Origin of the sequence: Rahnella sp. ChDrAdgB13, from assembly GCF_017655185.1 — a bacterium.
GTDB lineage: Bacteria > Pseudomonadota > Gammaproteobacteria > Enterobacterales > Enterobacteriaceae > Rahnella > Rahnella contaminans.
This window is the reverse complement of the sequence record NZ_JAEMGT010000006.1, coordinates 1-26,157: the sequence shown is the minus strand read 5'-3', so window position 1 is coordinate 26,157 and position 26,157 is coordinate 1. Positions and strand designations below refer to the sequence as shown.

Annotated in this window: 30 protein-coding genes; 22 read left to right on the top strand and 8 right to left on the bottom strand. The window is 53.6% G+C overall.

All coding sequences use genetic code 11. From position 1 onward, the window contains the following. Position 1 precedes the first annotated feature (1 nt). From J8X26_RS02950 to J8X26_RS02930, 5 genes are all read left to right on the top strand, one after another. Positions 2 to 973 (top strand): Dam family site-specific DNA-(adenine-N6)-methyltransferase, encoded by a 972-nt coding sequence (locus tag J8X26_RS02950; RefSeq protein WP_208950117.1) that lies wholly within the window; start codon positions 2 to 4, stop codon positions 971 to 973. Continuing rightward, positions 973 to 1,152 carry a hypothetical protein gene (locus J8X26_RS02945; RefSeq protein ID WP_208950116.1) on the top strand — a complete coding sequence of 60 codons (180 nt, stop codon included), beginning with the start codon at positions 973 to 975 and terminating at the stop codon, positions 1,150 to 1,152. The genes J8X26_RS02950 and J8X26_RS02945 overlap by 1 nt, the downstream gene beginning before the upstream one ends. After that, complete coding sequence (locus tag J8X26_RS02940; RefSeq protein ID WP_208950115.1) at positions 1,149 to 3,521, top strand: replication endonuclease; 2,373 nt, start codon at positions 1,149 to 1,151, stop codon at positions 3,519 to 3,521. The genes J8X26_RS02945 and J8X26_RS02940 overlap by 4 nt, the downstream gene beginning before the upstream one ends. Positions 3,522 to 3,658: 137 nt before the next feature. Continuing rightward, positions 3,659 to 4,741, top strand: coding sequence for an ATP-binding protein (locus J8X26_RS02935; protein WP_208950114.1), 1,083 nt, complete (start codon positions 3,659 to 3,661; stop codon positions 4,739 to 4,741). After that, positions 4,738 to 6,942, top strand: coding sequence for a S8 family peptidase (locus J8X26_RS02930; protein WP_208950113.1), 2,205 nt, complete (start codon positions 4,738 to 4,740; stop codon positions 6,940 to 6,942). The genes J8X26_RS02935 and J8X26_RS02930 overlap by 4 nt, the downstream gene beginning before the upstream one ends. A gap of 446 nt (positions 6,943 to 7,388) precedes the next feature. On the opposite strand, the gene J8X26_RS02925 is transcribed toward J8X26_RS02930, so the two are convergent. Together J8X26_RS02925 and J8X26_RS02920 are read right to left on the bottom strand one after the other, a co-directional pair. After that, positions 7,389 to 8,447 (bottom strand): phage portal protein, encoded by a 1,059-nt coding sequence (locus J8X26_RS02925; RefSeq protein ID WP_208950112.1) that lies wholly within the window; start codon positions 8,445 to 8,447, stop codon positions 7,389 to 7,391. Continuing rightward, on the bottom strand, positions 8,447 to 10,177 hold the full coding sequence (locus J8X26_RS02920; protein WP_208950111.1) for a terminase large subunit domain-containing protein: 1,731 nt from the start codon (positions 10,175 to 10,177) through the stop codon (positions 8,447 to 8,449). Before J8X26_RS02920 ends, J8X26_RS02925 begins: the two co-directional genes overlap by 1 nt. Before the next feature lie 159 nt (positions 10,178 to 10,336). On the opposite strand from J8X26_RS02920, the gene J8X26_RS02915 reads away from it, so the two are divergent. The 17 genes from J8X26_RS02915 (at position 10,337) to J8X26_RS02835 (ending at position 20,546) form a co-directional block, all read left to right on the top strand. Then, positions 10,337 to 11,173 (top strand): GPO family capsid scaffolding protein, encoded by an 837-nt coding sequence (locus J8X26_RS02915; RefSeq protein WP_208950110.1) that lies wholly within the window; start codon positions 10,337 to 10,339, stop codon positions 11,171 to 11,173. A gap of 23 nt (positions 11,174 to 11,196) precedes the next feature. Then, on the top strand, positions 11,197 to 12,246 hold the full coding sequence (locus J8X26_RS02910) for a phage major capsid protein, P2 family (RefSeq protein ID WP_208950109.1): 1,050 nt from the start codon (positions 11,197 to 11,199) through the stop codon (positions 12,244 to 12,246). A gap of 46 nt (positions 12,247 to 12,292) precedes the next feature. Beyond that, positions 12,293 to 13,150: a phage terminase small subunit gene (gpM, locus tag J8X26_RS02905; RefSeq protein ID WP_208950108.1), complete on the top strand. Its 858-nt coding sequence runs from the start codon at positions 12,293 to 12,295 to the stop codon at positions 13,148 to 13,150. Positions 13,151 to 13,248: 98 nt separating this feature from the next. Then, positions 13,249 to 13,773: a head completion/stabilization protein gene (locus J8X26_RS02900; RefSeq protein WP_208950107.1), complete on the top strand. Its 525-nt coding sequence runs from the start codon at positions 13,249 to 13,251 to the stop codon at positions 13,771 to 13,773. Continuing rightward, positions 13,773 to 13,973 carry a tail protein X gene (locus tag J8X26_RS02895; RefSeq protein ID WP_148754465.1) on the top strand — a complete coding sequence of 67 codons (201 nt, stop codon included), beginning with the start codon at positions 13,773 to 13,775 and terminating at the stop codon, positions 13,971 to 13,973. The genes J8X26_RS02900 and J8X26_RS02895 overlap by 1 nt, the downstream gene beginning before the upstream one ends. Continuing rightward, complete coding sequence (locus J8X26_RS02890; RefSeq protein ID WP_208950106.1) at positions 13,964 to 14,266, top strand: phage tail protein; 303 nt, start codon at positions 13,964 to 13,966, stop codon at positions 14,264 to 14,266. The genes J8X26_RS02895 and J8X26_RS02890 overlap by 10 nt, the downstream gene beginning before the upstream one ends. Further along, positions 14,250 to 14,795, top strand: a complete 546-nt coding sequence (locus J8X26_RS02885; protein WP_208950105.1) for a lysozyme — start codon at positions 14,250 to 14,252, stop codon at positions 14,793 to 14,795. The genes J8X26_RS02890 and J8X26_RS02885 overlap by 17 nt, the downstream gene beginning before the upstream one ends. Then, positions 14,792 to 15,229 carry a DUF2570 domain-containing protein gene (locus tag J8X26_RS02880; RefSeq protein ID WP_208950177.1) on the top strand — a complete coding sequence of 146 codons (438 nt, stop codon included), beginning with the start codon at positions 14,792 to 14,794 and terminating at the stop codon, positions 15,227 to 15,229. The genes J8X26_RS02885 and J8X26_RS02880 overlap by 4 nt, the downstream gene beginning before the upstream one ends. Next, a complete protein-coding gene (locus tag J8X26_RS02875; RefSeq protein WP_208950104.1) occupies positions 15,126 to 15,338 on the top strand; it encodes a peptidase in 213 nt (70 codons plus the stop codon). Before J8X26_RS02880 ends, J8X26_RS02875 begins: the two co-directional genes overlap by 104 nt. Positions 15,339 to 15,439: 101 nt before the next feature. Beyond that, the gene (locus tag J8X26_RS02870) at positions 15,440 to 15,910 is read left to right on the top strand and encodes a phage tail protein (RefSeq protein WP_208950103.1); all 471 of its coding nucleotides are present in this window, start codon (positions 15,440 to 15,442) and stop codon (positions 15,908 to 15,910) included. Continuing rightward, positions 15,903 to 16,541: a phage virion morphogenesis protein gene (locus J8X26_RS02865; RefSeq protein ID WP_208950102.1), complete on the top strand. Its 639-nt coding sequence runs from the start codon at positions 15,903 to 15,905 to the stop codon at positions 16,539 to 16,541. The genes J8X26_RS02870 and J8X26_RS02865 overlap by 8 nt, the downstream gene beginning before the upstream one ends. After that, positions 16,538 to 17,119: a phage baseplate assembly protein V gene (locus J8X26_RS02860; protein ID WP_208950101.1), complete on the top strand. Its 582-nt coding sequence runs from the start codon at positions 16,538 to 16,540 to the stop codon at positions 17,117 to 17,119. Before J8X26_RS02865 ends, J8X26_RS02860 begins: the two co-directional genes overlap by 4 nt. Beyond that, positions 17,116 to 17,484: a GPW/gp25 family protein gene (locus J8X26_RS02855; RefSeq protein ID WP_063857860.1), complete on the top strand. Its 369-nt coding sequence runs from the start codon at positions 17,116 to 17,118 to the stop codon at positions 17,482 to 17,484. Before J8X26_RS02860 ends, J8X26_RS02855 begins: the two co-directional genes overlap by 4 nt. Then, positions 17,471 to 18,367 carry a baseplate J/gp47 family protein gene (locus J8X26_RS02850; RefSeq protein WP_192503116.1) on the top strand — a complete coding sequence of 299 codons (897 nt, stop codon included), beginning with the start codon at positions 17,471 to 17,473 and terminating at the stop codon, positions 18,365 to 18,367. Before J8X26_RS02855 ends, J8X26_RS02850 begins: the two co-directional genes overlap by 14 nt. Beyond that, positions 18,360 to 18,974: a phage tail protein I gene (locus J8X26_RS02845; RefSeq protein WP_208950100.1), complete on the top strand. Its 615-nt coding sequence runs from the start codon at positions 18,360 to 18,362 to the stop codon at positions 18,972 to 18,974. The genes J8X26_RS02850 and J8X26_RS02845 overlap by 8 nt, the downstream gene beginning before the upstream one ends. Further along, positions 18,964 to 19,950, top strand: a complete 987-nt coding sequence (locus J8X26_RS02840) for a phage tail protein (protein WP_208950099.1) — start codon at positions 18,964 to 18,966, stop codon at positions 19,948 to 19,950. The genes J8X26_RS02845 and J8X26_RS02840 overlap by 11 nt, the downstream gene beginning before the upstream one ends. Then, a complete protein-coding gene (locus J8X26_RS02835) occupies positions 19,950 to 20,546 on the top strand; it encodes a tail fiber assembly protein (protein ID WP_208950098.1) in 597 nt (198 codons plus the stop codon). The genes J8X26_RS02840 and J8X26_RS02835 overlap by 1 nt, the downstream gene beginning before the upstream one ends. Before the next feature lie 116 nt (positions 20,547 to 20,662). Here the strand turns inward: J8X26_RS02835 and J8X26_RS02830 are convergent, their stop codons facing one another. The 6 genes from J8X26_RS02830 to J8X26_RS02805 all read right to left on the bottom strand — a co-directional run. Then, a complete protein-coding gene (locus J8X26_RS02830) occupies positions 20,663 to 21,151 on the bottom strand; it encodes a phage tail protein (protein ID WP_208950097.1) in 489 nt (162 codons plus the stop codon). 14 nt (positions 21,152 to 21,165) lie between these two features. Beyond that, entirely contained in the window at positions 21,166 to 24,132 is a 2,967-nt protein-coding gene (locus J8X26_RS02825) for a phage tail tape measure protein (RefSeq protein WP_208950096.1), read from the bottom strand. Next, entirely contained in the window at positions 24,119 to 24,274 is a 156-nt protein-coding gene (locus tag J8X26_RS02820) for a GpE family phage tail protein (protein WP_208950172.1), read from the bottom strand. Before J8X26_RS02820 ends, J8X26_RS02825 begins: the two co-directional genes overlap by 14 nt. Before the next feature lie 5 nt (positions 24,275 to 24,279). Further along, a complete protein-coding gene (locus J8X26_RS02815) occupies positions 24,280 to 24,597 on the bottom strand; it encodes a phage tail assembly protein (RefSeq protein ID WP_040264587.1) in 318 nt (105 codons plus the stop codon). 48 nt (positions 24,598 to 24,645) lie between these two features. Then, positions 24,646 to 25,161: a phage major tail tube protein gene (locus J8X26_RS02810; RefSeq protein WP_208950095.1), complete on the bottom strand. Its 516-nt coding sequence runs from the start codon at positions 25,159 to 25,161 to the stop codon at positions 24,646 to 24,648. After that, positions 25,162 to 26,157, bottom strand: a 996-nt coding sequence (locus J8X26_RS02805; protein ID WP_208950094.1) for a phage tail sheath family protein, incomplete at its 5' end; no start/stop codon positions are given.

Below are 26,157 nucleotides of genomic sequence, written 5' to 3'. Positions count from 1 at the left end.
AATGATCCGCCCGTTCATCAAATGGGCAGGGGGTAAAACCCGTGTCCTTCCTGACCTGCTGCCGCATCTTCTTAAAACCGACTGCCTGATCGAACCGTTCGTCGGCGGCGCATCGGTATTTCTGGCGACTGAATACCGTCGCTATGTGCTGGCTGATATCAACCCGGATCTTATTAACCTGTATCGGGAAGTCACCCGTTACCCGGACTTAGTGATCGATGCGGCCCGCGAACTGTTTAACAGTAAGAACAGCCCGCAGGGATACAACGAAGTCCGCGCCGCGTTCAATAAGCAGGCGGGTACGGTAAAAAGCGGTGGGTTGCGTTATGGCGCTGAAATGGCGTGCATGATGCGTGCTGCTCAATTCCTGTATCTGAACCGCCACGGTTATAACGGTTTATGCCGTTACAGCCGTAAGACCGGCTTTAACGTGCCGTTTGGCAAGTATAAGAGCGTCTACTTTCCTGAAAATGAAATCCGCCTGTTTGCCGAAAAGGCCAACGATACAAAGGCAATATTTCTTTGCGCGCCATTCCAGCGTTCTCTACAGGTCGTCACGGGTGGCGATGTTCTCGTTTACTGCGATCCGCCTTACCTGCCTGAAAGCAAAACAGCCGATTTTACCCAATACCACACCGAACCATTCACGGAAGACAACCACCGCCAGTTAGTCCAGGCACTGCTGGAAGTTAACCGTAAGCATGGCGTGAAGGTCGTCATTTCCAACAGCGACACCGAAGCCACCCGCGCGATTTATCAGCCCTTCAAGATGCACGAAATCAGCGTGCAACGTTCCGTTAGCACTGACAAAGACAACCGCCAGAAGGCTAAAGAAGTGATCGGCGTGCTTTCTGTCTGCGACTGCTGCGGGCGTTACGGCGGCGGTTGCCCTGATTGTGGCGCCGTGATGGGTGATGCGACTTACAACGCGATGGTTGCGGCGGGCACGTTTGACGATCTGGAGGCGTTTTAATGAATCTTATAGACGCCTGGATCGTTGAAATCATAAGTGTGAGTCGTGGCGAGATTGTGCCGTATTGGTTGGTTGAGGCGAAAGTAACAGCTTATGGAAGGGAATCAATAACCACAATTCTGAAGAAATCAGAAGAGGAAGCCAAAGCCGTTAAAGTAGGGGATTTAGTTCAATTATGACCACGGCAACCCGTGGCCGTCGCGCCCCTTCTCCACCTCCACCGTATCCGGGTAGCACTGACAATGCAGTCCCTTACGCTTATGGCGGGAACAAACCATACCAGCCGATTGGCGTTGATGTAGCGCCGGGGCTGGATGGTTTCGACTATCTCACGCCGGACGGCACCCGCAAGCATATTGCGTTCAGTGAACTGGTAGCGGAGGATGAAAAGCCGGAGCGCAGCAAGCTGCTGCGTCGCCGTCTGGCTTCCCTTCCGCAGTATATCCGCCGCCACTTTGCCGCGAAGCTTGATGCGCTGGACGCGAAAGACCGCAAAGCGGCAGATCACTGGCTGGTTAATACCTTTGAGCGCCACGTATTAACGCGTATTGATAGCGTGAACAGTGTTTACCAGCCTGACACTGTGATGCCCGGTATTCTGCTGCCAATCCGCGATCAGCTTTTCCGTATGCTCTGGGCAGGGAAGAAAGAGTTAAAAAGACTGGCTTATACACTTGCCGATATCTTTACTAGCGAGTTTATACGCGAGTCCGATCACCAGTTGGCGCGAACCGGCGATCCTGAGTTCGCGGCGCTTTCTGGCTATGGACGTATTGCGTCGCTTGCGGTGCATCTAAAAACGCCGATCCCCGGTTGGACAGCGTATTGCAATGAAGAACTGGAAGCGGAGGACGCGTTACGCGCGGTTCTTCGTCTTGAGTCACCGCAGTGGTGGTTAAACCGCCTGCGCCGTATTCATGCCCGTTGGCGTGAGCATTTGATGATTGCAACGGGATACGTCCAGAAAAAATCCTCTCCATACAGTAGCGCCCCGTGCCTTACGGAATGGCTGGCCCAGAAAAAGGCTAACCGTGAATACCTTAAGGCTATGGAACTGGAAGACCAGGACACGGGCGAGCGTATTTCACTGATCGATAAAGTCGCCGGTAGTGTTGCCAATCCGGCCAATCGTCGCCGTGAACTCATGACGAGAATGCGCGGATTTGAAGATCTGGCGAAGCTGGAAGGGCTGGCCGGTGATTTCTATACGCTTACCGCGCCTTCCCGTTACCACTCCATGCAGCATAACGGGCACCGCAATAATAAATACTGTGGCGCGTCGCCGCGCGAGACGCAGCAATATCTTTGCAAAGTCTGGGCGAGAACTCGCGCAGCGTGGAAGAGAAAAGGGATCCGCGTCTTTGGTTTCCGCGTGGCCGAACCGCACCACGATGCAACGCCACACTGGCATTTGCTTCTTTTTATGCGCCCGGAATGCGTTGAGCATGCGCGCGAAATCTTCCGTAAATATGCCCTGAAAGAAGACGGCAACGAACCGGGAGCGCAGGAAAACCGCTTTCAGGTCGTGCCGATCGACGATGCCCACGGCAGTGCAACCGGCTACATAGCGAAATACATTTCGAAGAATATCGACGGCTTCGCGCTGGATGGTGAGAAGGACGACGAAACCGGGGAAGACCTGAAAGAAATGTCTCTCCGCGTTAGCGCGTGGGCGTCGCGCTGGTCTATTCGCCAGTTTCAGCAGATCGGCGGTGCGCCGGTCACGGTATATCGCGAGCTTCGCCGCTTGGGCGATCGTGAACTGGTGTTACACCCTGAACTGGAAACCGCCCGGCAGGCTGCTAACGAGGGTGAGTGGGATAACTACGTGTTAGCCCAGGGTGGCCCGTTGGTTGAGCGCGATAAGCTGCGCATCCGTCTGAACTATGAAACCACCGAAAACGGCAACGCCTACGGCGATGATGTCCAGCGAATCACCGGTATCTATTGCCCGATTACGGGCAATGACTCTTTGATCTTCACCCGCACCACTCAATACAAAATCGTGCCGAAGCGCCAGAGCGCTGACGGTGTGGCCGTTGACGTTGGTTTTTCAGGCGGCAACGCCGCACCTCGGAGTTCTGTCAATAACTGTACGCGGGATCCCGCGGCAGGCGCTGACGGTCTTGAACATGCCGATCATGAAGTGAGTGAGACGGTGAATTTTGATGCGCTTTCCCGGCAGGAAAAGAGGGAACTGGCGCAGAGATTGAAAGAGGACTTGAAGCGAACTCGTAAGAAACTGTCACATCAACGGCAAGAAGGGGCTGGGCTATCAATCAAAGAGAAACATATTCATGAGCTTCTTTCTTTACGCGGGGTTGATGCCAGCGCTGCAATGGTCAGATCGCTAATTGCTGGTTCATCTTTAGCCTGTGGGGATCAGGTAATGAGCGTAAGCAATGGGAAGTTAAAATCAAGTAGTCGTGCTGGTTCAGGAATAGGCATGCTGCCGACACAAGTGAAGGAGATAAAAGATAAAACTGTAGAACTTATCAATCGCTGGAAACGAGTATTGACAGTATGTTCGAGTAAACCTACTGGATAGATTTTATGCTGATTATCCATACAGTAAAAAAGTGAGGATACTCTTTGAATAACGCTATTCAGAGTGGTAATATTAGGCATTAATTTTCATTAACATAGTTACCAACTTATGCAAGTTTATGTTTTATTGGGGGTTTTATGGTAAATGTGCGGGAGGATGAACTTTTCAAACTCATCGAGCAAGGCATCAAAGGCAATGCAAATGCATTTACACTCCTATGCAGAAAGATGATTAACAACATCCGTAAAAATGATGAGACCTTAGCTTCTAAGCTGGCTTCGTTAGTTGCTGAGGGAACAGTATTGCGTGGGGCATCTAGTAATGCTCCTATGCCTGTGGATGGAGACTCCAGACGAAACCTTTTGCAGGAAACATCTGTCAACGCAATTGTTGAAGAACCTGTATGGAATACGGATATCTCAAAGAAGCTGGAGTCAATTGTTAACGAAAGAGAGAATGCAGTTTCTTTGTTCAAAGCCGGTCTTGAACCTGTAAAGACGGTTTTACTTTCTGGCCCGCCAGGCGTAGGCAAAACAATGTCCGCACATTGGCTTGCTGCAAAGTTAAATTTACCTCTTTTAACATTGGATCTCTCATCTGTGATGAGTTCTCTTTTGGGAAAAACAGGCAATAATATTAAATCCGTTATGGATTATGCCAAAGAGAAACCATGTGTCCTTTTGCTTGATGAATTTGATGCTGTTGCAAAAAGACGTGATGATGACAGGGACGTTGGAGAATTAAAACGTTTAGTTACTGTACTCCTACAGACCATAGATGAATGGCCAGCGACCTCGCTTCTTGTTGCTGCGACTAATCACCCTGATATTTTAGATCCGGCTGTTTGGCGTCGATTTGAGCACATCCTTAAATTTAATATGCCATCAGTAGAACTGATAGATAGATATTTAGTCAATCATGATATTGAGCCTGAACTATCTAAAAAACTTGCACCATTATTAGATGGCATGTCCTTTGCCATTATTAACCGTATTTTGAATTTCTCCAAAAAGAATGAAGTGCTTAGGAATATTCCATTTGAAACTTCATTAATAGAAGCCGTAGTTACGGAGAGGGTTTCATTAGATGATTTTAGCGATAATGATCTCAATATAATTAAATATCATTTTGACGGTATTTCAAATAGGAAGATAGCTGAATTAGTTGGTGTTTCACATCCAACAATCGCGAATAAATTACAAAAGTGGGGGGTTAAATGATGGAAAGGAACTTACTTTTAGGTAACGGTCATGTGCTGACAAAAAAGGAACCTTTGCCTAAAGGAAGGGATGGTAAGCGCTATCCCTATACTCTTGAAGAAGTAAGGGAGCATTTAAACCCCGAGATTGATACTTTACTCTCATGCTTTCGCAGTTTGGATGATGCGGCTAAGCCAAGGGGTGAGAGTGTATTCAATTTAACTTTACACCCAGCGTTTTTAGGTAAAAGCTACTTTCCTGAAGGGTTGCTTAGAGCGACAGGTTTACGGGATGTCGGTAGCCGTCAGGTAATCATTCGCCCACGGAAAGCGGCACGTCAGTGCGATCAGAATAAGGACTTAGTAACGGCGCAACTTTTTGTCAGCGGTGATGATGATGCCGTTATAAGATTTAAGGAAATTTTGAATTCCCCTACAGCTCCGAAGGGCGTACAAAAGGATTTGATCGAAATTGAAAGTGTTAGCTTTTTTGAAGGAAAAGAGAGAGCACGCAATTTTGAGCATGCGAAAAGTGATTTGATAAAATTTGAAGTGGTTCTTCATGCTGGGGTTGAAGACGATGATATCGTTAAAGCCTATATTAACTATGCAGAACAATATGGCGTCTCTGTTGATTACAAAAGTAAAATCCAAGTTGGTGGGCTGACTTTCATCGTTGCACACGCGCGACCTGAAGATATGAAAAAAACCCTCGATTTTTCATTAATCCGCGTTGTGCGGCCGATGCCGTCTTTAAGGTGTACTCAGCCGAACATTGTCAGAAAGTTATCTAATATAGTTACACCAGAATTCCCTAATTCTAAAGCTGTTCTTGAATCCGAACGTATTGCAATTTTTGATGGTGGCTTGGGGACAGCTGACTTGAGTAATTGGGTTACGGAATACGTGTATCCAGACACCAAAGAGACAAGCGGATTATTATTGCAGCACGGTAATGAAGTAACATCAACTTTCTTATTCGGACGTGTCGAGGAAAATGCACCTTCTTTTGAAAGACCGTTTATGAATGTAGATCATTATAGAGTTCTTTCACCAACATCAGGTGACAATGGCGATTGGGATTTGTTTGATGTCCTTAAGAAAATACAGTCCGTTCTTGATAGTGGTGACTATAAGTTCGCTAATCTAAGTATTGGTCCTCATCTTCCAATTGGCGATGATGAGGTTCATGCATGGACTGCTGTTTTAGACCAAATCTGTGCTAAGCATGGGATATTACTTACTGTTGCTGTTGGGAATGATGGTCATGAGGACGGTGATGCAGCGAGAATACAACCTCCTTCCGATATGGTAAACGCGCTAGCGATTGGTGCTGCTGATCGTAGCGGTAAAAAATGGGGGCGGGCACCATATAGCTGTATTGGCCCTGGCAGAAGCCCCGGATTCGTTAAACCTGATGGTATTATTTTTGGTGGAAGCGACGACGAGCCTTTTTACACTTACAACCCGCTGCTTGGTTCTATAGTCGGAGTTCAAGGAACCAGTTATGCCTCTCCATTAGCATTGAGAACGGCCGCTGGAGTCGCGGCTCTATCAGGAACCCCATTGAACACCATCGCATTGAAAGCGTTGCTTGTTCATCATGCTGAAACATCAAGAAAATATTCGCGTGAACATATCGGTTGGGGACGGTTTAGTGAGGATCCTAACGTTTTAATCGATTGTGCAAATGATACTGCTACAGTAATTTACTATGGTTCATTAGCAAAAAATAAATATTTAAGGGCACCGATCCCATTCCCCGATGTTCCCTTTGACGAAGCATTTGAGCTTACTGCTACTTTATGCATTCAAACCCCAGTTGATCCTGAACATTCAGTAAACTATACAAGGGCGGGTATGCAGGTAACTTTCCGTCCAAGATTCGGCCTAGACGATGCCGATACTGATGATTTCTTTGGTCAAAAAAGCCAGTATAAGACCGAAAGGGAGTGTAGGAGTGAAGGTCATAAGTGGGAAACTTGTTTGCACAGAAGCAAAAAATTCAGTGCTGATACATTATTAAGCGATCCAGTTTTTGATATACGGTATCACGCCCGAGATTCTTCGCGCCATGTTAAGGGGGTTTCAGCCCCTGATATGCAATATGCGATGGTAATAAGTGTAAGGGTAAAAGACTTTGATTTATATAATGTTATTCGCCAGCGATATACAATTCTAAATCCTATTCAACTGCGCACACAGATTTCTCTCGACACGTAATTTTCATGGCCGCGAAAGCGGCCTTTTTTCTTTAGATTTTTATGAATTTACATGCACAATAGTGCACAAATTTGCACAATTTTTCTGATGCAATTTATACCCTTTCCGCCCTGTGGTGGCGCGGTCTGGCCCCGGATCGGCAAATGCACAAAAAACGAAGCAAATGTCGCGCGCAGGTGACGGGGGAACAGCCCACGCGACGGAGGGTCGGGAGGTGATGCCTTTAATTGCCATTCTCTGGCCTTTTTCGCCTTCTCCGCGCGTTTTCTCACTTCTGGATGTGTACGGGGTAAATTGCAGATTGCGCCTGCCAGAATGGCGCTGATGCGCTCTGAGTGAGGGGTGTTAAATGCTGCGCTGAGTGGTGTTCAGGTGGTGGCCGGTCATGCGGGGATTGAAAATTACTGAAGGAGAACCGCCGCAGGAAGTGCGGCGGGGGGAGCGGGTTACTCGTCTTTGAGTAGAGCGTAGGGATTAAAGCGGATCACTTCCTGACCGAGCCAGTCATTGACGCCCTTCATGGCTTCCATCACGGGCAACATTTCGTTGATAGCGAAGACGCGCGCGGCCTTCTCAACATCACCAAGCGAGCCGTTGCCTTCCGGCATTGCGCCCATCAGCTGCGGCGGAATGCGGTGAGCGTCCCGCAAATCGTTGCGCGTTGCTGATTTGATGTTAAGAAACTCATCCTTTGCCGATATCTGGCTGAACGGCAACAGTTGCACGCCGTCTTTGCCGCCACCTGGTGCATGTATCAGCACGTTTTTGAAGGAGCCTTTTCCTCTGGCCTGTGACAGCGTCTTTTGCACCACCTTTATGCTTTCCTGATCCACCTTCTCCGAACCGACATAGAGAATACATCCGGCATGGGAGCCGTTGTCGTAATAGAGTTTGCGGAACTTGTCGGCGGAATGTGACAGGCTGGCGGACAGCAGCGCCCCCATGTATTCGGGCATGCCATAGATTTCCTGATGAATGTCCGGGTTCATGATGTGGCAGACCTGCCCCGCCTTAAACTCGTATTCGTCCTTCCACTGCCGGATAAACCAGTAAGTATCAAGGTCGCTCCCCCGCCGCGTATTCAGCGCCGGAACGTGCTGGAGTCTGAGCGGAGCACCCAGAAGGTTAGAGCGACGTTCAAGATAGGCATTACCAAAGACAAACCAGTCCAGTGAAAACGCAGAAAAGGCCTGCCGCGAGAGTAACGGATGAGGGATAAAACACCCGGTCAGCACATTGCGTTTGAAGTAAAGCGCCGACTGATGCAGCGGGGATTGTGCGAACGCACGGGTTAACCCTTTCCAGTCTATTGGCGTTTCATAGTACCGGCCATTATCTACGCAACACATGCTGTCCAGCAGATCATAGCCGTCTGTTACTGAATATGGTCCGTCAAACGTGAAGGCGCTGAGCGCCGGATCGCTTCTGAGCGCGTCAGATATATCAGGCTGTCCTGCACTGCCGCGGCTGGCAGTGTGTTTGTTATTGTAGGTGCGCTTCTTCATCAGAACTCCATAGCAAACCCGCCGCTGCCACTCTCCTGGCCCAGCGGTTCGTTAATAATGGCGAGCATATTCGCCCAGGCTAAATCACCGTGGCTGACGCCGCGCGAGCGGTCAGTGTCATAGGTGATGAATCCGCCAGGTGTCTTTACCTTGCGAACAGAGTTAAAGGCGTTGATCAGGGCGCGCTCGCTGCGGTCATACTCCCAGCGACCCGCGCGGATCAGCTGTAGCATTTTCAGCACTAGGGCGCGCTTTGACGTCATTGACATGGTGTAGGGCATCGCCATCGGGAAAAACTTCTTCACTATCTGGTAAACGGCCTCACCGTTACCGCCCGTCACGTCGATACCCACATGCTGGACGTTGTATTTGAAGGTGAAGTTTTCGATAACTTTTGCCTGCTCTTCAAATTCAAGGCCGCGCACCTGCTCCGTTTCCACCGTGCGGAATTTACCGCCCGGCACCAGTGGCGGCACCACAACGCAAATCGCGCCGCTGTCACCGTTGCCGCTGCTGCCGTTGGCGTCATAGCCGATCCAGACCGGGCGATTACCCATCGGCCTGGACGCAAAAGGTTTCCAGTCCGGCCATTCGTCGTAACCATCTGCGCCGCAGCCAATCAGGGCGTTAAGGTTGAAGGCGGACTCTCCATCGCGAACGAACTCGCACATGTACAGGTTGCGGAATTCATCCTCACTGTTTTCATCCTGAATTTCTTCAAGATCGGTGTACTCCCAGCCGTGGTCTATCACGTCCTTCAGGGTAACTATCTGACGCCAGGTTTTATCCGGGCATAACAGCCCGCTATTCAGCGTTTTCCAGCCCACATCAAACGCTTTGCGCTGTGCCTTCGGGCGTTTCTCATTCCAGCGATCGCCCGTCCAGAACGGGTAAGCCTCATGGGTTTCACCTGACGGCGTGGAAAAGTAGGTACGCGTCAGCCCCTTTAGCGTTGCCATCGCCCCCGCAACCTTTCGCAGGTTGGTGAAGTTGCTGACCCAGAAAAATTCGTCGAACTTCAGGTTGCCCGTATATGACTGCGCTGTTGCAGCAGACGTGCCGAGGAAATGCAGCTCTGCGCCGTTACTCAGTACGATTTTGTCGCCGCCCTTAAGCTCAACGTCCACCTCTTCCGCCATCTTCTGAATGAATCCCCTGAACTGGTGAGCCTGACGGCGGGATGCAGACAGAAATATCTGGTTGCGTTGGTACGGGTATTTCACATCATCGCGTAGCGCATCAAGCAGCGCCTCGCGCGCAAAGTACCAGGTTGCGCCAATCTGGCGGGACTTCAGTATCATGCGGTTTCGGTGGTGGCGCTGTTCATACCAGCCGCGTTGATGCCACGACAGGGAATCAAGTATTTTCTCCCGCAGCGCGACTATCTGTTCTTCGGTGAAGTGGTTTTTCAGCTTGCGCTTGCGCGGCTTTTTGCCCGTGCCTGCCCCTGCCGGTTGTCCGTCAGATAGCTTTTTCAGTTGCCGGGTAAGCAAATCAATCTCCTTGAAGTCTCCCCCGGACTTGTCTTTCTTGTCCGTGAGCTGGATGAGGCGGGCGTCCATAGACTGGCTGACGCGCTGGACGGGCGGCGTTTCATCCCATTCATCGCGTTTCTTCCAGGCGTAAATTGTGTTCTGATTAATCCCCATCAGGCGCGCGATCTCCGCTGGCGGGTAGCCCTGCCAGTAAAGTTGTTTTGCCCTCTGACGTACAAAAGCGTCCTGTATCATCTGCCCTCCACCATTTATGGAGTGAAGATTACCCCGCGCGCGATCCCGCTATCGCCCCCTTTATGGTCTGGCCTTTCTCCGACAACAAAACCTCGTTGAGACAGCAAGTTACGCTCTGCCATCATGGCCATACAGAAACCACTCAACAGGATTATCGACATGGCTAGCGCAGCTAAACCAGCCCGTAAGAAATTCCGCGTTGCTGTCTCTGGTGCCACCGTTGACGGGCGTGAGATTCGCCCTGAGCACCTTCGTGATGCAGCAGCAAACTACAGCCCGGACGTGTACGGCGCACGCGTCAACGTGGAGCACTATCTTTCGCCTTTCCCCGGCAGTGATTTCGGCGCGATGGGGGATGTGACAGCGCTGAGTGCTGAAGATATCAGCGAAGGCCCGCTCGCCGGACGCACCGCGCTTTACGCTGAAATTGAACCTTCTGAGCGCATGAAGAAGCTGACGGAAGAAGGTAAGAAAATTTACTCCAGCATTGAGCTGCACCCGCAGTTTGCGCTTAACGGCAAGGCGTATGTCATGGGACTGGCGATGACCGATACCCCGGCGAGCCTCGGCACCGAGCGCCTGAAGTTTGCCGCGCAGCAGCGTCAGCAGGTTATGTCATTCAACAATCAGCAGGGTGAAGCCCCGCTGTTCACCGATGCCATTGAGGCTGAAATTATCGAGCTGGCTGAGCAGCGCAGCGATGAAGGTAAGCAGTGGTTCGGGCGCGTCATGGGAATTATCGGCAAAGGCCGCAAATATGACGGTGAACAGTTCAGCCAGGTGCGTGACGCCGTGGAGAACGTCGCTCAGTCCCATGCCGATCTGCTGGACAGTTTCAACGACCTGAGCCGCGCCCGCGAACAGGACAGCCAGGCCATCCAGAAGCTGACCTCCGACCTTGCCGCGCTGACCAGCAAGCTGGGAAGCACTGACGCCAATTTCAGCCAGCGGGAACCCGCCAGCGGTGGCGTTAACGCGCAACTGGCTGATTACTGATATTCACAAAGAGAGCAGAGAACATGGATAACAATACCCGCCAGCTATTTGATCAGTACATCGCCCGGCAGGCACAGCTTAACGGCGTATCAACCGCCGCTGTTGCTGCAAAATTCGCTGTAGATCCGACACGTCAGCAGCGCCTGGAGCAGGCCGCACAGCAGGATGATTCTTTCCTGAGCAAAATTAACGTGTTTGGCGTCAACCAGCAGATCGGTCAGAAAGTCCTGATCGGCAGTAAAGGCCCGATGGCTGGTGTAAACAACAGCGTCACCAGTCGTCGCAACCCTGGCTCTAATCATTCAATGGAGCCGTTCGACTACATGTGCCGCAAGGTCAACTATGACTATGGCATCAGCTATGAACAGCTTGATGCGTGGGCGCACATGCCGGAATTTCAGCCGCTGATCAGCAAAGCAATGGCCCGCCAGATGTCGCTGGATCGCATCATGACTGGCTTTAACGGTGTTAAGTACAGCGATCCGTCTGACCGCGCCGCTAACCCGCTGTTGCAGGACTGTGGTATTGGCTGGCTGGAAAAAATCCGCCAGGAAGCGCCGCACCGCGTCATTTCTAATGTGACGATCACCTCGCGCGATGAGGATAACAAGGTCGTAACGAAAGGCACCTACGGCAACATTGGCGCTGCGGTGTACGACGCCAAAAACAGCCTGATGGATGAATGGCATAAGCGTAACCCGGATAACGTGGTGATTCTGGCGGGCGACCTGCTGACGAGCAGCAATTTCTCGGCCATCAACGCGTTAAGCCAGACCAACCCGAATACCGAAATGCTGGCCGGTCAGCTGATTGTCGCGCAGGAACGCGTAGGCAATATGCCGACCTTTATCGCGCCTTACTTCCCGGTAAATGGCGTACTGATCACGCCGTTCAAAAACCTGTCGGTGTACTACCAGCGCGGCGGTCTGCGCCGGACGATCAAAGAAGAGCCGGAATACAACCGTGTCGCAACGTATCAGTCTTCAAACGATGACTTCGTCATTGAAGACTACGGCAATGTTGCGTTCATTGACGGTATTCAGTTCGCCCAGGCCGAACCGGCAGGCGAGTGACAGAAGCGGCGGGGAAATTCCCCCGCCATGATGGGGAGAAGTGACGATGTTAACACCGGCACAACGACATTTTCAGAAGGTCATGGCAGAACGCCGGGGCCAGGCGGATGAAGAATCCGATATCCAGCGCACCGCGCATGAGCAAATTCTGCATCGCCTGCGTATGGACTTGTCCCGCCTCAGCGGCGTGCAGTCCGAAGAAACCAAAGCCGAAATGAAAAAATCCATGCTGCCTGAATACGAGGGATGGATTGAAGGCACGCTCGACGGCGACAACGGGCGGCAGGATGAAGTCATTACCAGGCTGATGGTCTGGGCGATTGACTGTCGTGACTATGCGCTTGCGTTGAGGCTAGGGCGCTATGTGGTGCGCCACGGGCTGACGCTGCCGGATAACTTCAACCGCACGGCAGCAACATTCCTGACCGAAGAAATGAGCAAACCGGTGATGACGCTTTCCGCAGCTGATGCTGATGCTGATTTATCGGCCAGTACCGCAGTGCTTGATGAAGTGGCGGACATTGTCGCCGACAGTGATATGCCGGATGTGGTGCGCGCCAAATTGTGCAAGGCCCGTGCGCTTGCCCGCCGTGGCGCGACTGATATCACGACCAAAGCAGAAGCGCTGGCGCTGTTCCGTGAGGCGCTGACGCGCAACCCTAATGCCGGGGTGAAAAAAGAAATTGCCACGCTTGCCCGTGAGGTTAAGAAGCTCTCAGCGGATGGCGGCACGGGTGAAGGCGACGCGGCCAGCACCGACAAAACTGACGGTACTGCTGAGCCTGTTCCTGAAAAGACCACCACTGCCAGCGCAGCAGTTAGAGCGACGGCGCGTAAAACCACGACCAGGGCGGCAACAGGCAAAGCGACAAAGCGCAAGCCTGCCAGCCAGAAAAAGAATTAACGACTTCGGCCCCGTCCGACAGGCGGCGCGGGTGGATATCTGCCCGTTTACGGTCTTTTAACCACCCGCCCACCGCCTGATTTATGGGAGATAAGTGCATGAGCAGCCTTGTGGCAAATAAGCGCGTGTTGCCTGCCGACAGCGATACCCCCGATGTTGATGATGGCGATAGCACCGTCAGCGCCGGGGACTTCTGGCCGGTGATTAAACTGGCCGATCTCCGTCTGGCCGCGCGTATCACTGGTGGTATCACCACATCCAGGCTGATGCACGTCACCACGGAAGCGGTAGCCCATGTCACCGCTCAGTTGCTGGACTGGCGCGCCGGTCAGGTCAAAGCAGGCTTTCACACGCTGGAAGATGTGCCTTCAGCCCTGCCGTCAGGTGATACGGAAAAGCTGGTTATCAACGGTGAAAACGTGAAGGTGTACCGCTTCCGCCGTGCAGTCTACTCGATTGCCAGGGCGCTGGTACTTGAAGGCTATCGCGACGTCGATACCACGGCGAAAGGCGACAAAGACGCCGCCGCACTTGACCTGCAACGGGATGATCTCTGGCGGGATGCCCGCTGGAGTATCGCCGACATTCGCGACACGCCGCGCCTCTATGCGGAGCTTTGCTGATGAAAGTGAAAGCGTTGCAGGGGGATACGGTGGATTTGCTTTGCTGGCGTCATTACGGCACCACGCAGGGCGTGACCGAAAAAGTGTTATCAGCCAATCCCGGACTGAGCCAGCAGGTTTTTCTTGATGCCGGTCAGGAGATTGAACTGCCGGAAATCGCGCATAAAGCGACACAGGAGATGGTGCAGCTATGGGGTTAAGTTTCTTTCAGCGCCTGAATGACTGGCTGACATTCACTATGTCAGCAATGGTCACGAGTATCGGCGTAATGACGCTGAGCGAAAAGATTGCGCTGGCCGGTCTTCTTGTCGGGATGGTTTTTGGTGCCCGTGGATGGCTCTATCGCGCCCGCATCGAACGGGGGCAGAAGCGTCGCAACGAACTGATTAACCAGATTCTGGAGCAGGCAGGACACAGGCAAATGAGTGAGTCAGAGCGCCGGGCGCTTGACCTTCTGCAACAGAATGAGCCGGAAGATGAAACGGCTTATTAAAAAATGCTCCATTGCGGCCATTGTTGCACTGGGTATCACGCTGAGTCCGGGCGCGTTGCGCACCACGCCTGAAGGCCAGCAAAAGATTGCTGGCTGGGAAGACTGCCGGAATACACCCTACTACTGCACGGCTGGCGTGCTGACGGTCGGAATTGGTTCGACGGGACGTGTTGAGAAGCGGGAATACAGCGACGGCGAGATCGTCGGTCGCTGGATTAACGATATGCGGCACGCTGAAAACTGCATTAACCAGAATTTTGAAGGTGCGCATATGCCACAGTCCGCCTTTGAGGCCATGACAGATGCAGGTCTTAATGTGGGATGCACTGGCCTGATGTGGTTCACAGACAGCCAGAAGCGAAAGCAGCGTACGACCCTCTGGAAGAAGGCGCAGGCGCATGAGTGGCAGGCGATGTGTAACCGGCTGACGGACTTTGTAAACAGCGGGGGTAAGCGCAGCCAGGGGCTGGTTAACCGGAGAACGGATTTTAAGGCATGGTGCCTGCGTGACGTGGAGGCGGAAAAGTGAAGATTACAGCCATTTTATGCGCGCTGCTGGCGCTGGCTTCTGGTGGCCTGCTTTGGCAGGCACATCAACGTGGTAAAGACTCCGTCCGCAATGAAGCGCTTTCCCGTGAGGTGAAAAGTAATGGTGAGGTGCTTGGAGAGCTGCGGGCACTGACTGCTGACGCCCGCGAAGTCCTTGCACAGTTGCGGGCAACCGAACAGCAAAGAAACGCCCAGGGAGAAATGCGACGTGAAAACATGCTCGATGCCATCAAAGACGATACGTGTGCCAACACTGTTGTGCCTGCTTCTGTCAGTAACAGCCTGCAACACCGTACCGCCGCAGCCACAAATGAAAATCGTGCACGAACCGGTGCCGGAGAGCCTGACGGCAGCAACGCCAGCGCCGGAACTGGCCGCCCCGGTAACGTGGGGCGCGATCGCTATCTGGAGTGATCGCCTGCGCGATGCGCTGGATACCTGCAACGCCGATAAGGCGGCGATAGCCGATCTCGATCTGCGCCGCCTGAAAAGACTGACTGACCACGCGAGGGCCACACAATGACCTTATTCGACTACCTGAGCGCTCACCCTTACTGGACGCTTATTTATCTGCTGATCATTGCGGGCGCGATTGAACGTTTCGGGCGCTAAGAAGGTACAACCATGCTGAAAGCTGATTCATTGCGCGAGACCCTGACCCGTGCAAACAAATGGTGCAGGGCTAATCCTGAAGCCTTCACCGTTTTTGTGGAAGAAGGGAACATCGAGACGACCGGCGAAACACCGTCGTTTATGTACCGATATACCCTGGTGCTGTTTGTGATGAATTTCGCCGGTGATATTGATGATTTCACATTGCCGCTAATGGCATGGCTCTGGCACAACCAGCCCGATCTGCTGCTGAACCCGGAGAAGAACCGGGACATTAAATTTACGACCCTTATCAACAACGACGATACCGCCGATATTCTGTTTGAAATGCCGCTGCGCGAGCGCGTGAAGGTCACTCTGGATGAAAAAGGCATTCCCCGCGCGGAGCATTTGCCGGAACCTAAACCGCGCATCCCGTCAGCAGACGGCGACTGGAGCGCCATCTTTGAGGATGTGACGTGGGAGGATGATTCGCATGAGTAACGATCTCTTCCGTGAGCTGGATCAGGTCTTCAGCGACATACTGGCGGGCACCTCGCAGGCCGGACGTGTTCGCACCGCCCGCACTGTTGGTCAGGCACTGAGAAAGAGCCAGCAACAGCGCATCAAAGCGCAGCAAAACCCGGAAGGCTCGCCCTATCCTGCCCGCCGTCGCCGGGTGCTGCGCTCTCAGCAGGGTATTGTTTTTGTCTGGCAGGGTGAGATCCGTCGCCTCAAAAACTGGCACGGTGGCCGGGGGAAATACGGCCGCACCATTACCGGCTTTGACGAAGAGCGCAACGATATTCGCACGTTCTACCGCAGCGATATTGAGCGCTACATCGAGATCAATACGCGCTCAGTGCGCCGCAGCACCACAAAGAAAGTGCCAATGTTTCAGCGGCTGCGTGGCTATCGCTTTCTCAAAATGCGCGCTGATGCTGGCGGCACTTCCGTAGGTTATGACGGCGTGGCCGCGCGCATTGCGCGTGTGCACCAGTACGGCCAGCGCGATCAGGTCGGGCCGGGTGCTTTTGCTAAATATCCGGTGCGTGAGCTGCTGGGCTTTACCGCTGGTGATGAGCGGATGATTACGGAACAGGTGGTTAACAGCCTGGGGAGTGCCGCACGATGAGCGCTGAACTGATCCGCCTGCTGGAAAATATCCTCCGCGTCGGCGTTGTTATTGCCGTTGATGAAGAGACCTGGCGCGTGCGCGTGCAAAGCGGCGAACTTCAGACCGACTGGCTGCGCTGGAACACCACGCGCGCCGGGGCATTCAGTATCTGGGTGCCGCCTTCAGTGGGTGAGCAGGTCTGGCTGGGCTGTATGGGTGGCAATCCTGAAACGGCGGTCATTATCGGCAGTCTCTACAGCAACGATCACCCTGCACCGGGCATCAGCCTGAAAGAGATTGTGCTGACAGCGCCGGACGGTGCCTCTTTCCGCTATGACGCAGAGGCCAGCGCGCTGGAAGCGCAGGGCATAAAAACCGCACATATCAAAGCCTCTGCCAGCGTCACGCTTGAAACGCCGGTGGTGGAATGCACCGACCATCTGAAAGCGCGGACATTCGAACTGACGGAAGGCGGCACGATGAAGGGCAATGTTACCCATTCTGGCGGATCACTTTCATCTAACGGGGTGACGGTGCATTCGCACGTGCATGGTGGTGTGCAGGGTGGCAGCAGCAACACCGGGGGGCCGAAATGACAGTCCGCTATACCGGCATGAACCCGGACGGCACAGGCCAGCTTACCGATACCGATCAACTGTGGAATTCTGTACGTGACATACTGACCACGCCGCTGGCAAGCCGGGTGATGCGACGGGATTACGGCAGCATGATCCCCGATCTACTGGATGAACCACAGAACGAAGTGACGCGCCTGCAATGCATGAGTGCGGCGGTGATTGCCCTGACAATGTGGGAACCGCGAATTGCCCTGAACGGCATCAATATCAGTTTTTCAAAGAGTGGCGCTGTTACCGCTGAGCTGGTCGGCATTATCACCGAAACCATGCAGACGGCAGGCACTGCACTGACGCTCAGGAGTGGCAGCAATGGCAACAGTTGATTTATCGCAGCTACCGCAGCCGCAAATTATCGAAGTACTGGACTTTGAAGTCATTCTCGGCGAGGTCAAAGCCGTCATGCTTGCTGCATTCCCGCAGGAACAGCAGGCATCCGTTGCCGCCGCGCTGGAGCTGGAATCCGAACCGCTGAACGTGATCGCCCAGGTGGTTGCCTACCGTGAAATGATGCTCAGGCAGCGGATTAATGACGGTGCGGCGGCGTGCATGTTGAGCCATGCCGTATCGTCTGATCTTGATAATCTCGCGGGCAACCTGAACACCGAACGTCTGATTATCACCCCGGAAACGGCAACCACTGACGCGGTAACGGAAAGCGATACCGCTTTGCGTTTGCGTGCGCAGGCAGCGTTTGAAGGGCTGAGCGTGGCGGGGCCAACCGGCGCATATGAATATTTTGCCAAAAGTGCCAGCGGCAAAGTGGCGGACGCCAAAGCGATCAGCCCGTCGCCCGCCGTGGTGGTGGTTTCGGTGCTGTCCACTGAAGGCGACGGCACCGCCAGTGCGGAACTGCTGGCGACGGTGGATAAAGCGCTGTCTGCTGACGACAAGCGCCCCGTTGCCGATCGTCTGACCGTTCAGGCGGCAGAAATCGTAAATTATCAGATCAATGCGCTGCTGTATTTCTACCCCGGCCCGGAGTCCGAACCGATCCATACCGCCGCGCAGGATGCGCTTCAGTCATGGCTGAATCAGCAGGGCAAGATTGGTCGTGATGTTGCCCGCTCTGCCATTATGGCGGCGCTGCATGTTCAGGGTGTGCAGAGGGTAGAGCTACTGGAGCCTGCCAGCGATATTGTGATCGCTGATACGCAGGCCGCGCGGTGTGAATCCTTCACGATCGAGACCGGGGGCACTGATGAATAACAACATGCTGCCGCCTTCGGCCAGCGGCTTTATGCGCAGTACAGAGAAGGTGACGGAGCGGCTAACCGATATTCCTGTTGACCTGCGCAAACTGTGGAACCCGGACGAATGCGCCGCTGACCTCCTGCCCTATCTCGCCTGGGCGTTGTCTGTTGACCGCTGGGATAAGAACTGGTCAGAACAGACCAAACGGCAGGTCATTAAAGCCTCATGGCTGGTTCACCGTCAGAAAGGCACTATTTCCGCTTTGAAGCGCGTCGTTGAACCGTTCGGCTTTCTCCTGCGCGTGATCGAGTGGTGGCAGAGCGGCGAAGAGCCGGGAACCTTCAAGCTTGAAATCGGTATTCAGGAGCAGGGGATTACGGAGGAAACCTATCTTGAACTTGAGCGCCTTATTGACGACGCCAAGCCGAGAAGCCGCCACCTCACTGGCCTGTCTCTTTCGCTTCAGTCGCAGGGTTATATCGACGTTGGGGCAGGGTGTTATATCGGCGATACGCTGACCGTTTATCCCTATTTTCCTGAAACAATATCCGTGAGCGGTGGCGACTACACCGGCGCGGCAGTCCATTTAATTGATACCGTGGAGATTGCAAGTGGCAACTAAATATTTTGCCCTGTTAACCAATATCGGGGCGGCAAAGCTGGCAAACGCCACGGCATTGGGTGCGCAGGTTGAGATCACCCAAATGGCCGTGGGTGATGGCAATGGTGCGCTGCCGACACCGAACCCGGCACAAACGGCGCTGACGCATGAGTTACGCCGTGCGCAACTGAATATGCTGACTATTGACCCGGTTAACACCAATCAGATCATTGCGGAACAGGTCATACCGGAAGACGTGGGTGGATGGTGGATCCGTGAGATCGGCCTGTTTGATAAAGACGGCGATATGATTGCGGTTGCCAACTGTGCGGAAACCTATAAGCCGCAGTTGCAGGAAGGCAGCGGACGTGTGCAGGTTATTCGCGTGATCCTGATCGTCAGCAGTACCGAAGCGGTAACGTTAAAAATAGATCCGTCTGTAGTGCTGGCAACCCGTAAATATGTTGATGATGCTGTCATTGAAGTAAAGGCCTATGTTGATCAGCAACTGGCTACGCATGTTGCAGCGGATGATCCACATACGCAATATTTGCTTGAGGCGAATATTGATACATATATCCCCGTTGGTTTTCCGCTTCCGTGGCCGCAGGCGACGCCTCCGAGCGGTTGGCTTAAATGTAATGGCGCAACGTTTGATACCGCCAAATATCCGAAACTGGCGAAAGTCTATTTCACCGGGAAATTGCCGGATCTACGAGGTGAGTTTTTGCGGGGCTGGGACGATGGGCGAGGCGTTGATTCAGGGCGCTCATTGCTCACCAATCAGACTGACGCTTTTGCCAGCCATAACCACTACATAAGAACCACATCCTCCGTTACATCTTCAACAGATGAAGGTGATCCGACGCGTGGACAGATTCAGGGGTCGGTCAATACATCAGGAAGTACAGGTAGTGGTAAAAGTATTGGTATGACGGGCAGTAATGAGACGCGCCCGCGCAACGTCGCATTTAATTACATCGTGAGGGCTGCATAATGGCGAAGGCAAAATTAAACAGCGAACATATAGCCACGGTGGCCGGTGATATCACTGTATTTAACTATGACGGCGAGACACGCGAATACCTTTCTTCGTCCGTGGAATATCTGGCCGTAGGCGTCGGTCTTCCCGCAAATTCCTGCACTGAAGCACCAGGCGAAGCTAAAGCCGGTTCGGCCATTTGCCGGACAGCAGATTTGACCGCATGGGAATATGTTGCTGATCATCGTGGTGAAACGGTATATAGCACTGAAACTAGCGAAGCGGTGATCATTTCTGCGCCCGGCGATTATCCCGATGGCACCACCACGCTGGCACCTGCAACGCCTTACGATACGTGGAACGGAAGCGAGTGGGTGACGGATAACGAAGCGCAGCACACGGCAGGCGTGGAGGCAGCAGAACAACAGAAAGCAGCGTTACTTGCAGAGGCACAAACGACGATCAGCCTGTGGCAGACGGAATTACAGTTAGGCATTATCAGTGATGAAGACAAAGCCAGTCTGATAGCCTGGATGAAATACATCAAAGCTGTGCAGGCGGTAGATACTTCGAAAGCGCCGGATATCACCTGGCCGGATAAGCCGGAATAAATTCACGTTCCGGCACGCATGGTCGGTTTTAACGGTGCTGCCGCACTGTCAGTTATGGCGGTGTGTTCCAGAAGATGAAGCGGGCAAATGCCCGCTTTAGTTTTATGTGGATGCCATCAGAACAGGCCCGACAGCGTACTACTGGCAGAGTTGTAGGCGGATGTGGCTTTATCCTTCAGCCCTGAAAGCAGATCGCCAACGGACGACGCTTGCAGGCGTTCGCGTAAATCTTCATCACAGCGCTGAAAGCTGATCGAGAACTCTATTTTTTTTGCTTTTCCGTAGCGGTCAAATTCCGTATGCGTGGCCTGTAGCACGGTCAACACATACATGCCGTAAATCTGCCCCGCGCCGCTGATTAAAGGCCAAGGACGCCCGGTATATGCCTGCGTTGCCAGAACGGTAAGAGATACATCGCCGCCCGTAATTTCAGGGTAAAGCACCCCGTCAAGGTTGATCTGCGTCTCCCCCGCGCCGATGTACTGCCATTTTGCCGATCGGGTGATGCGGTCATTTTTCACATGCCGCCAGTTAAGCGAATGGCGCAACTGCTGGTAAGGTAGCGTTTTCAGTTCAAAAACGAACATCCCGTATATCATCATCATAATGTTGCTTCCCCTTAATCTCTGTCTTTGAAGCTGCCGCGTTTGAGCCGCGCAAGGCGGGCCATTTCAGCATTCACCGCGTCGGCGGCAATCCGGCCAATTTCGCGCGCGTCCTGCCGGACAACGCCGTGCAGATGTACGTGGATTTCGCCCGTAAAGCCGCCAGTGGCAACCGGTATATTGCTGGCGCTGCGGCTGACTGGCAGAAGTTCAGCCTGTTTAACGGGAAGCGATGCCGCTACCACTGCGGGGCGTGCGCTTAACCCGTTGTTCCTGACAGTGCTGGCCAGCTGCGATTCCTTCCACTCCCCACGAACGGCCAGCGCACGCGGCAGGTTTTTAAACACGATATCGCCGGGGCCGATCTTCTTCGTGTTGTCGGCTGTCGCTTTGGTGTTGCTGTCGATATTCTGCAACCGGCGCATAGTGCCGTTATCGCCGGTCAGCGGTGATGTGGGTTGCGGTGCCCCAGGCGGAACGTTATTCACCTCAACTTTTTTCGGCGCAACCTTAGCGATATCTCCCTGAAGAAGGGCGATTTTGTCCTGAAGAACGGCCATGCGCTGTGCGTCTTCGATCTTCTTCCTGGCTTTTTCGGCCTCATCTGGCAGAACGCCGAGCTTTTCAAGGATCCAGGCTAATGTATCCAGCAGCATTTTTGCGGGAGCCAGGACAAGCTGGAGCGCACCGCCCAGAACGTTGCCGAACACCTCACCGGCGCTGGCGCATTTATCCAGTGTTTCCTTGCTGGACTCCATCGGGGAAAGCAGAGATTTGAACCAGTTAAAGACCTGGCTAATACCGTTGCTCATTGCATCAAAGATGGGGCTGAACTGCGCGAAGGTCTCGCGTAATGGGGCCAGTCTTTCCATGATGCCGGTAAATACACCTGCAAAAAATGCTTTAAGAGGCTCCCAATACCGCCAGATCAGCACTCCGGCAGCAATAAATGCCGCCACTATCAGGCCGATCGGACTAAACAGCAGCGACAACGCTGTACCCAGCATCGACACCGCAGCAGTGATCATGCTCCATATGGCCGGTAAGCCTGTCAGGCGGAGGGCAAGCATCCCGATGTTTTTAGTCAGTGCACCCAGCGCGGCACCAGGTGCAAGAAATGCCCCCATCAGTGCGCCGCGCATAGCGGGTAGGATGGTTGAAACTCCCCGCATTTTCCCCGTTAACGAGCCGAGAACCGGCCCCCATCCGCGCACGCTTGCCATTGCCGGGCCGGAAGCTGTACCGAGTGTTCGCAGAGCGGCAATCGTTCCGGTTATGCCTCTGCCCCCTGTCAGCAGGGTAAAACCTAACTGGAGTTTAGCCAGTGGCCCCATCAGCAAGCCGATCGCTAGCGATGTGCCGCCAATGGCGGCGGTCAGTGCCAGAACACTGCCGCCAACAATCAGCAGGGATTGGGCGAGCTTCGGATTTTCCTTCGCCCACTGCGTCATATTCCCCACAACGTCACTCAGTCCTTGAGTCAGGCCGCGAAGCTGATTGTTAACGAGATCGTTAATCTGGATGCGGAAGCCTTCCCAGGCGCTGTCCAGATTTTTTAGATCGCCATCAAGGTTATCCGCCATTATTTTGGCGGCTTTCTGTGCCTCACCTTTGGCGTTTTTCAGTTCACCCAGCAGCTTCTGAAGTTCGCCGCTCCCGGCCGACATAACCAGAGCCTGGAATGACTTTGATGCCTCTTCACCGGCAATATCTTTGAAGAATGAGAGTTTATCGGTATCCCCGTACTTGCTGATCTTTTTATAGAGATCGGTTAGAACCACTTCAGCAGGGCGCATTTTCCCCGTTGCGTCAGCGACTTCTACGCCCAATTCTTTAAGCGCGGTTTTTGCCCTGCCGGTTGGCGCGGCAAGGCGTGAAAATGTGGCCTGCAAACCTGTACCGGCGATACTCCCGCGCAGACCCACATTCGCCATTACGCCGATCATGGCTGTTGTCTGTTCAACACTGACGCCAAGATTGGAAAGACCTGTCCCGGCGTACTTCATTGCCTCACCGATATTTTGCAGATCGGTGTTGGTACGGGTGAACGCGCCCGTTAAAACGTCACTGACGCGATCCATTTCTTTGGGATCGAGGCGGAACTGAGACAGGATGTTTGAACTGATATCGGCGCTTTCGCCTAAATCCATCCCACCGGCCAGCGCCATATTGAGCACGCCAGGCAATGCTGCCTGAATGGCCTGCGGAGTGAAGCCAGCCATTGCAAGAAACGCCTGCCCGCTGGCGGCGTCAGTCGTGGTGAACTGCGTTTCAGCGCCCAGCTTTTTGGCCTGCTCGCGGAGTGCTGAAAAGTCAACGGAGCTTTTATCTATTCGGGTTAGTGCCTGCACGCGGGACATTTCCCGATCAAACCCAACGGCGGGGGATAAGAAGCGTCCCGCTGCGTAACCGGCAGCAGTGGCCCCGGCAACGGCCATCGTGCCACCGCCGCGAAGTTTGCCCGCTGTTTGCTGCATCTGGTCATAGCGCGCCCGTGCCTGCGTGACAGCGGCAAGCTGTCGCCGTTCCCGCTCAAGTGTCTGGTTGTACTGTTCGGTTCGGCGTATGGCGCTCTGAATGGTGCGATCGCTGCCGACCAGCGAAACGCCGTGACCGCGCAGCGCCTGTGAGGCTGCGCGCAGCTTAACCATTTCCTGCGTGCGTGCAGAGTTCAGGCGCTCCAGCTTTGCGGCCAGCGCTGCCATATGGGCTTTTTGCTTGTCTGTAAGCTGTGTACCTTCCCGCTGCGCCTGATTCAGACCTTCGAGCGTCCGGCTGGCGTCGTCGATTTTGCGGGAGGTCTTTTGCACGCTCTCGCGCAGGCGGTTGAACGTCCGGGACTGGCTGTCCAGGTCTTTAATGCTGGACTGCGTTTTTTTGAGGGATTCTGACAAACCGCCCGCGCTCTGGCGGGCGGCATTGACCGGGCGGGTAAGTTTATCGATCGCGCTGAACGCGACGCGGATATTAAGACTTTTCACTGTCACTGGCTCCACTTCGGACAGCCGCCCGCTCACGCCAGGCTATGACTTCGCCCAGTTCCATCGTGAAGACTTCAGAGGGCGGCCAGTTGAAAACAACCGCGATATCAGCGACCAGATCGTCGATCAGGTCGAACCGCAGGAGTGTTACTGATTCTCCGTCTCCGCCTCGTTCGATGCTCCAGACCCCGCAGGCGTCAAAAAAGGGACGAGCGCTTCTGACAGGCTGACGAAATCGCGGGTATCCATTTCGTTAATTTCGGTCTGCTTGAGGCGCGGTGACGTTACACGGGTCAGCAGTACCGCCACCGAATCCACATCCATATTCATCACGTTAACCAGCTTCAGCCCGCGCAGGGAACCAGCCTGTTTGATCTCATCAGTGATCGTTACCTGAGTAATTTTCTCATCGCCGCGAACAACGGGTTTTGCCAGCGTAATGGCGTTATCGTTTTTTTTGCTCATTGTTGAATGCTCCGGGCGGCACGGCTGTGCCGCCACTTATCAGGTTAATCAGTTACCCATTCCCAGCGCAGACGTAATGCGGTCAGGGTAGATATTCTTGCCGTCTTTCTTGTAGATGAAGTTCAGCAGATCAAACTCAAACAGCGGCTTATCGTCGATGGTGAGCTTGTAATAAGTGTTCTTCATCGTGTAGCTGACGGAGGTGTCTTCTCCCTGCTTACTTTCGCCGCCGTCCATTTCGGTGATGCGGCCGCGCAGTTCGACCTCAACCAGCAGGCTTTCACCATCGGTGTAATACTCACCGGCGAAGCGGAAGCGGGTCTCGTCGATATCGCCGGAGTAGTTCAGCAAAAGCGACTGAACCAGACCGCCAACCACCATCGTGGTGTCCAGTGCGCCACTGTCCAGACCGAGATCCACCGCAGCGGATCCAATCATCCCGCCGCCCTGAAAATCTTCAGTTTTACGGGTGAGTTTTGGCAGCGTCACGGAAGAGACTTTACCAATGCAGTTGCTACCGTTCACAAAGCAGGTGAACAGGCGCAGTTTGTGAGGAACCGCCATTTATGCACCTCCCAGCGAAGAGAACGCCGATTCAAAGTATTCATCGGTGAAGGTCTGATACATCGTCAGATCCTCCATCGGTGGAACGGGCGTGTATTTATAGCGAATGCGCACCTGACCCTGGCGAAGTCCGGTTGTCGGGTTATCCAGAATGTCAAACCAGCATTCAGCACCGATTAGCCGTCCCTGCGTCACCAGTGAGCTGAGCTTGCCGCTGATACCGCTGACCACATCCTTGACGTTGGCCGGGGTAAGTGGCTCGTCAATAGCCTCAAACTGTGCTTCCGCAATGCTGTCAGCCAGAATCTGGGCGGTACGGGTGTAAACCTCAAAGATGTAATCTTTGGTATCCGTGACGCGGTTTCCCCAGAACCGGAAACCATTACGCTTGATAAGCGTGGTGATCTCCTTATTGTTCAGTTCGTTCGCGTCGCTGTCTTCTGCCTGAAGCGACCAGAAAACATCCTGCGAAATACCCAGCACGTTGTTGACTGACACATTGGAAAGCGATTTGTGCCAGCCCTGATTGTTGTCAATCAGCGCACGCAGACCACAGGCATACGCCGGGGCCGGGAAGGTTTCGTTTTCTCCGGTCAGCGGGTTGTAGGCAATGAAATCAGGCCAGATAAGCATGAGTTCGCGGTAGGCGAAGGTTGCACGGTATGCGGTGGCTTCCGCCATCGTCTCGCATCCATAGCAACTGGCGTAGACGAATGCGCGCAGGTTCTGTGCAATGACGCACAGCGCGGAGGTCACTTCTTCCGTGTCGTAGCCCGGCACGGCCAGAATGCGGGGACGATAACCAACCTTCTGTTCGGCAGTCAGAAACGCGTACATTCCGGTATAGCTGCCGTCTTCTGCCGTGCCACCCATAATGAGCTGTGCCTGCGTTTTACCGCCTTCCTCTTCCGTGGCCGCTGCCACGCGCACAACGATCACCTTCGGGCTGGTCTGGTCAGCGATGGCTTTAAGCGTTTTGTACAGGGAGCCGGTTTT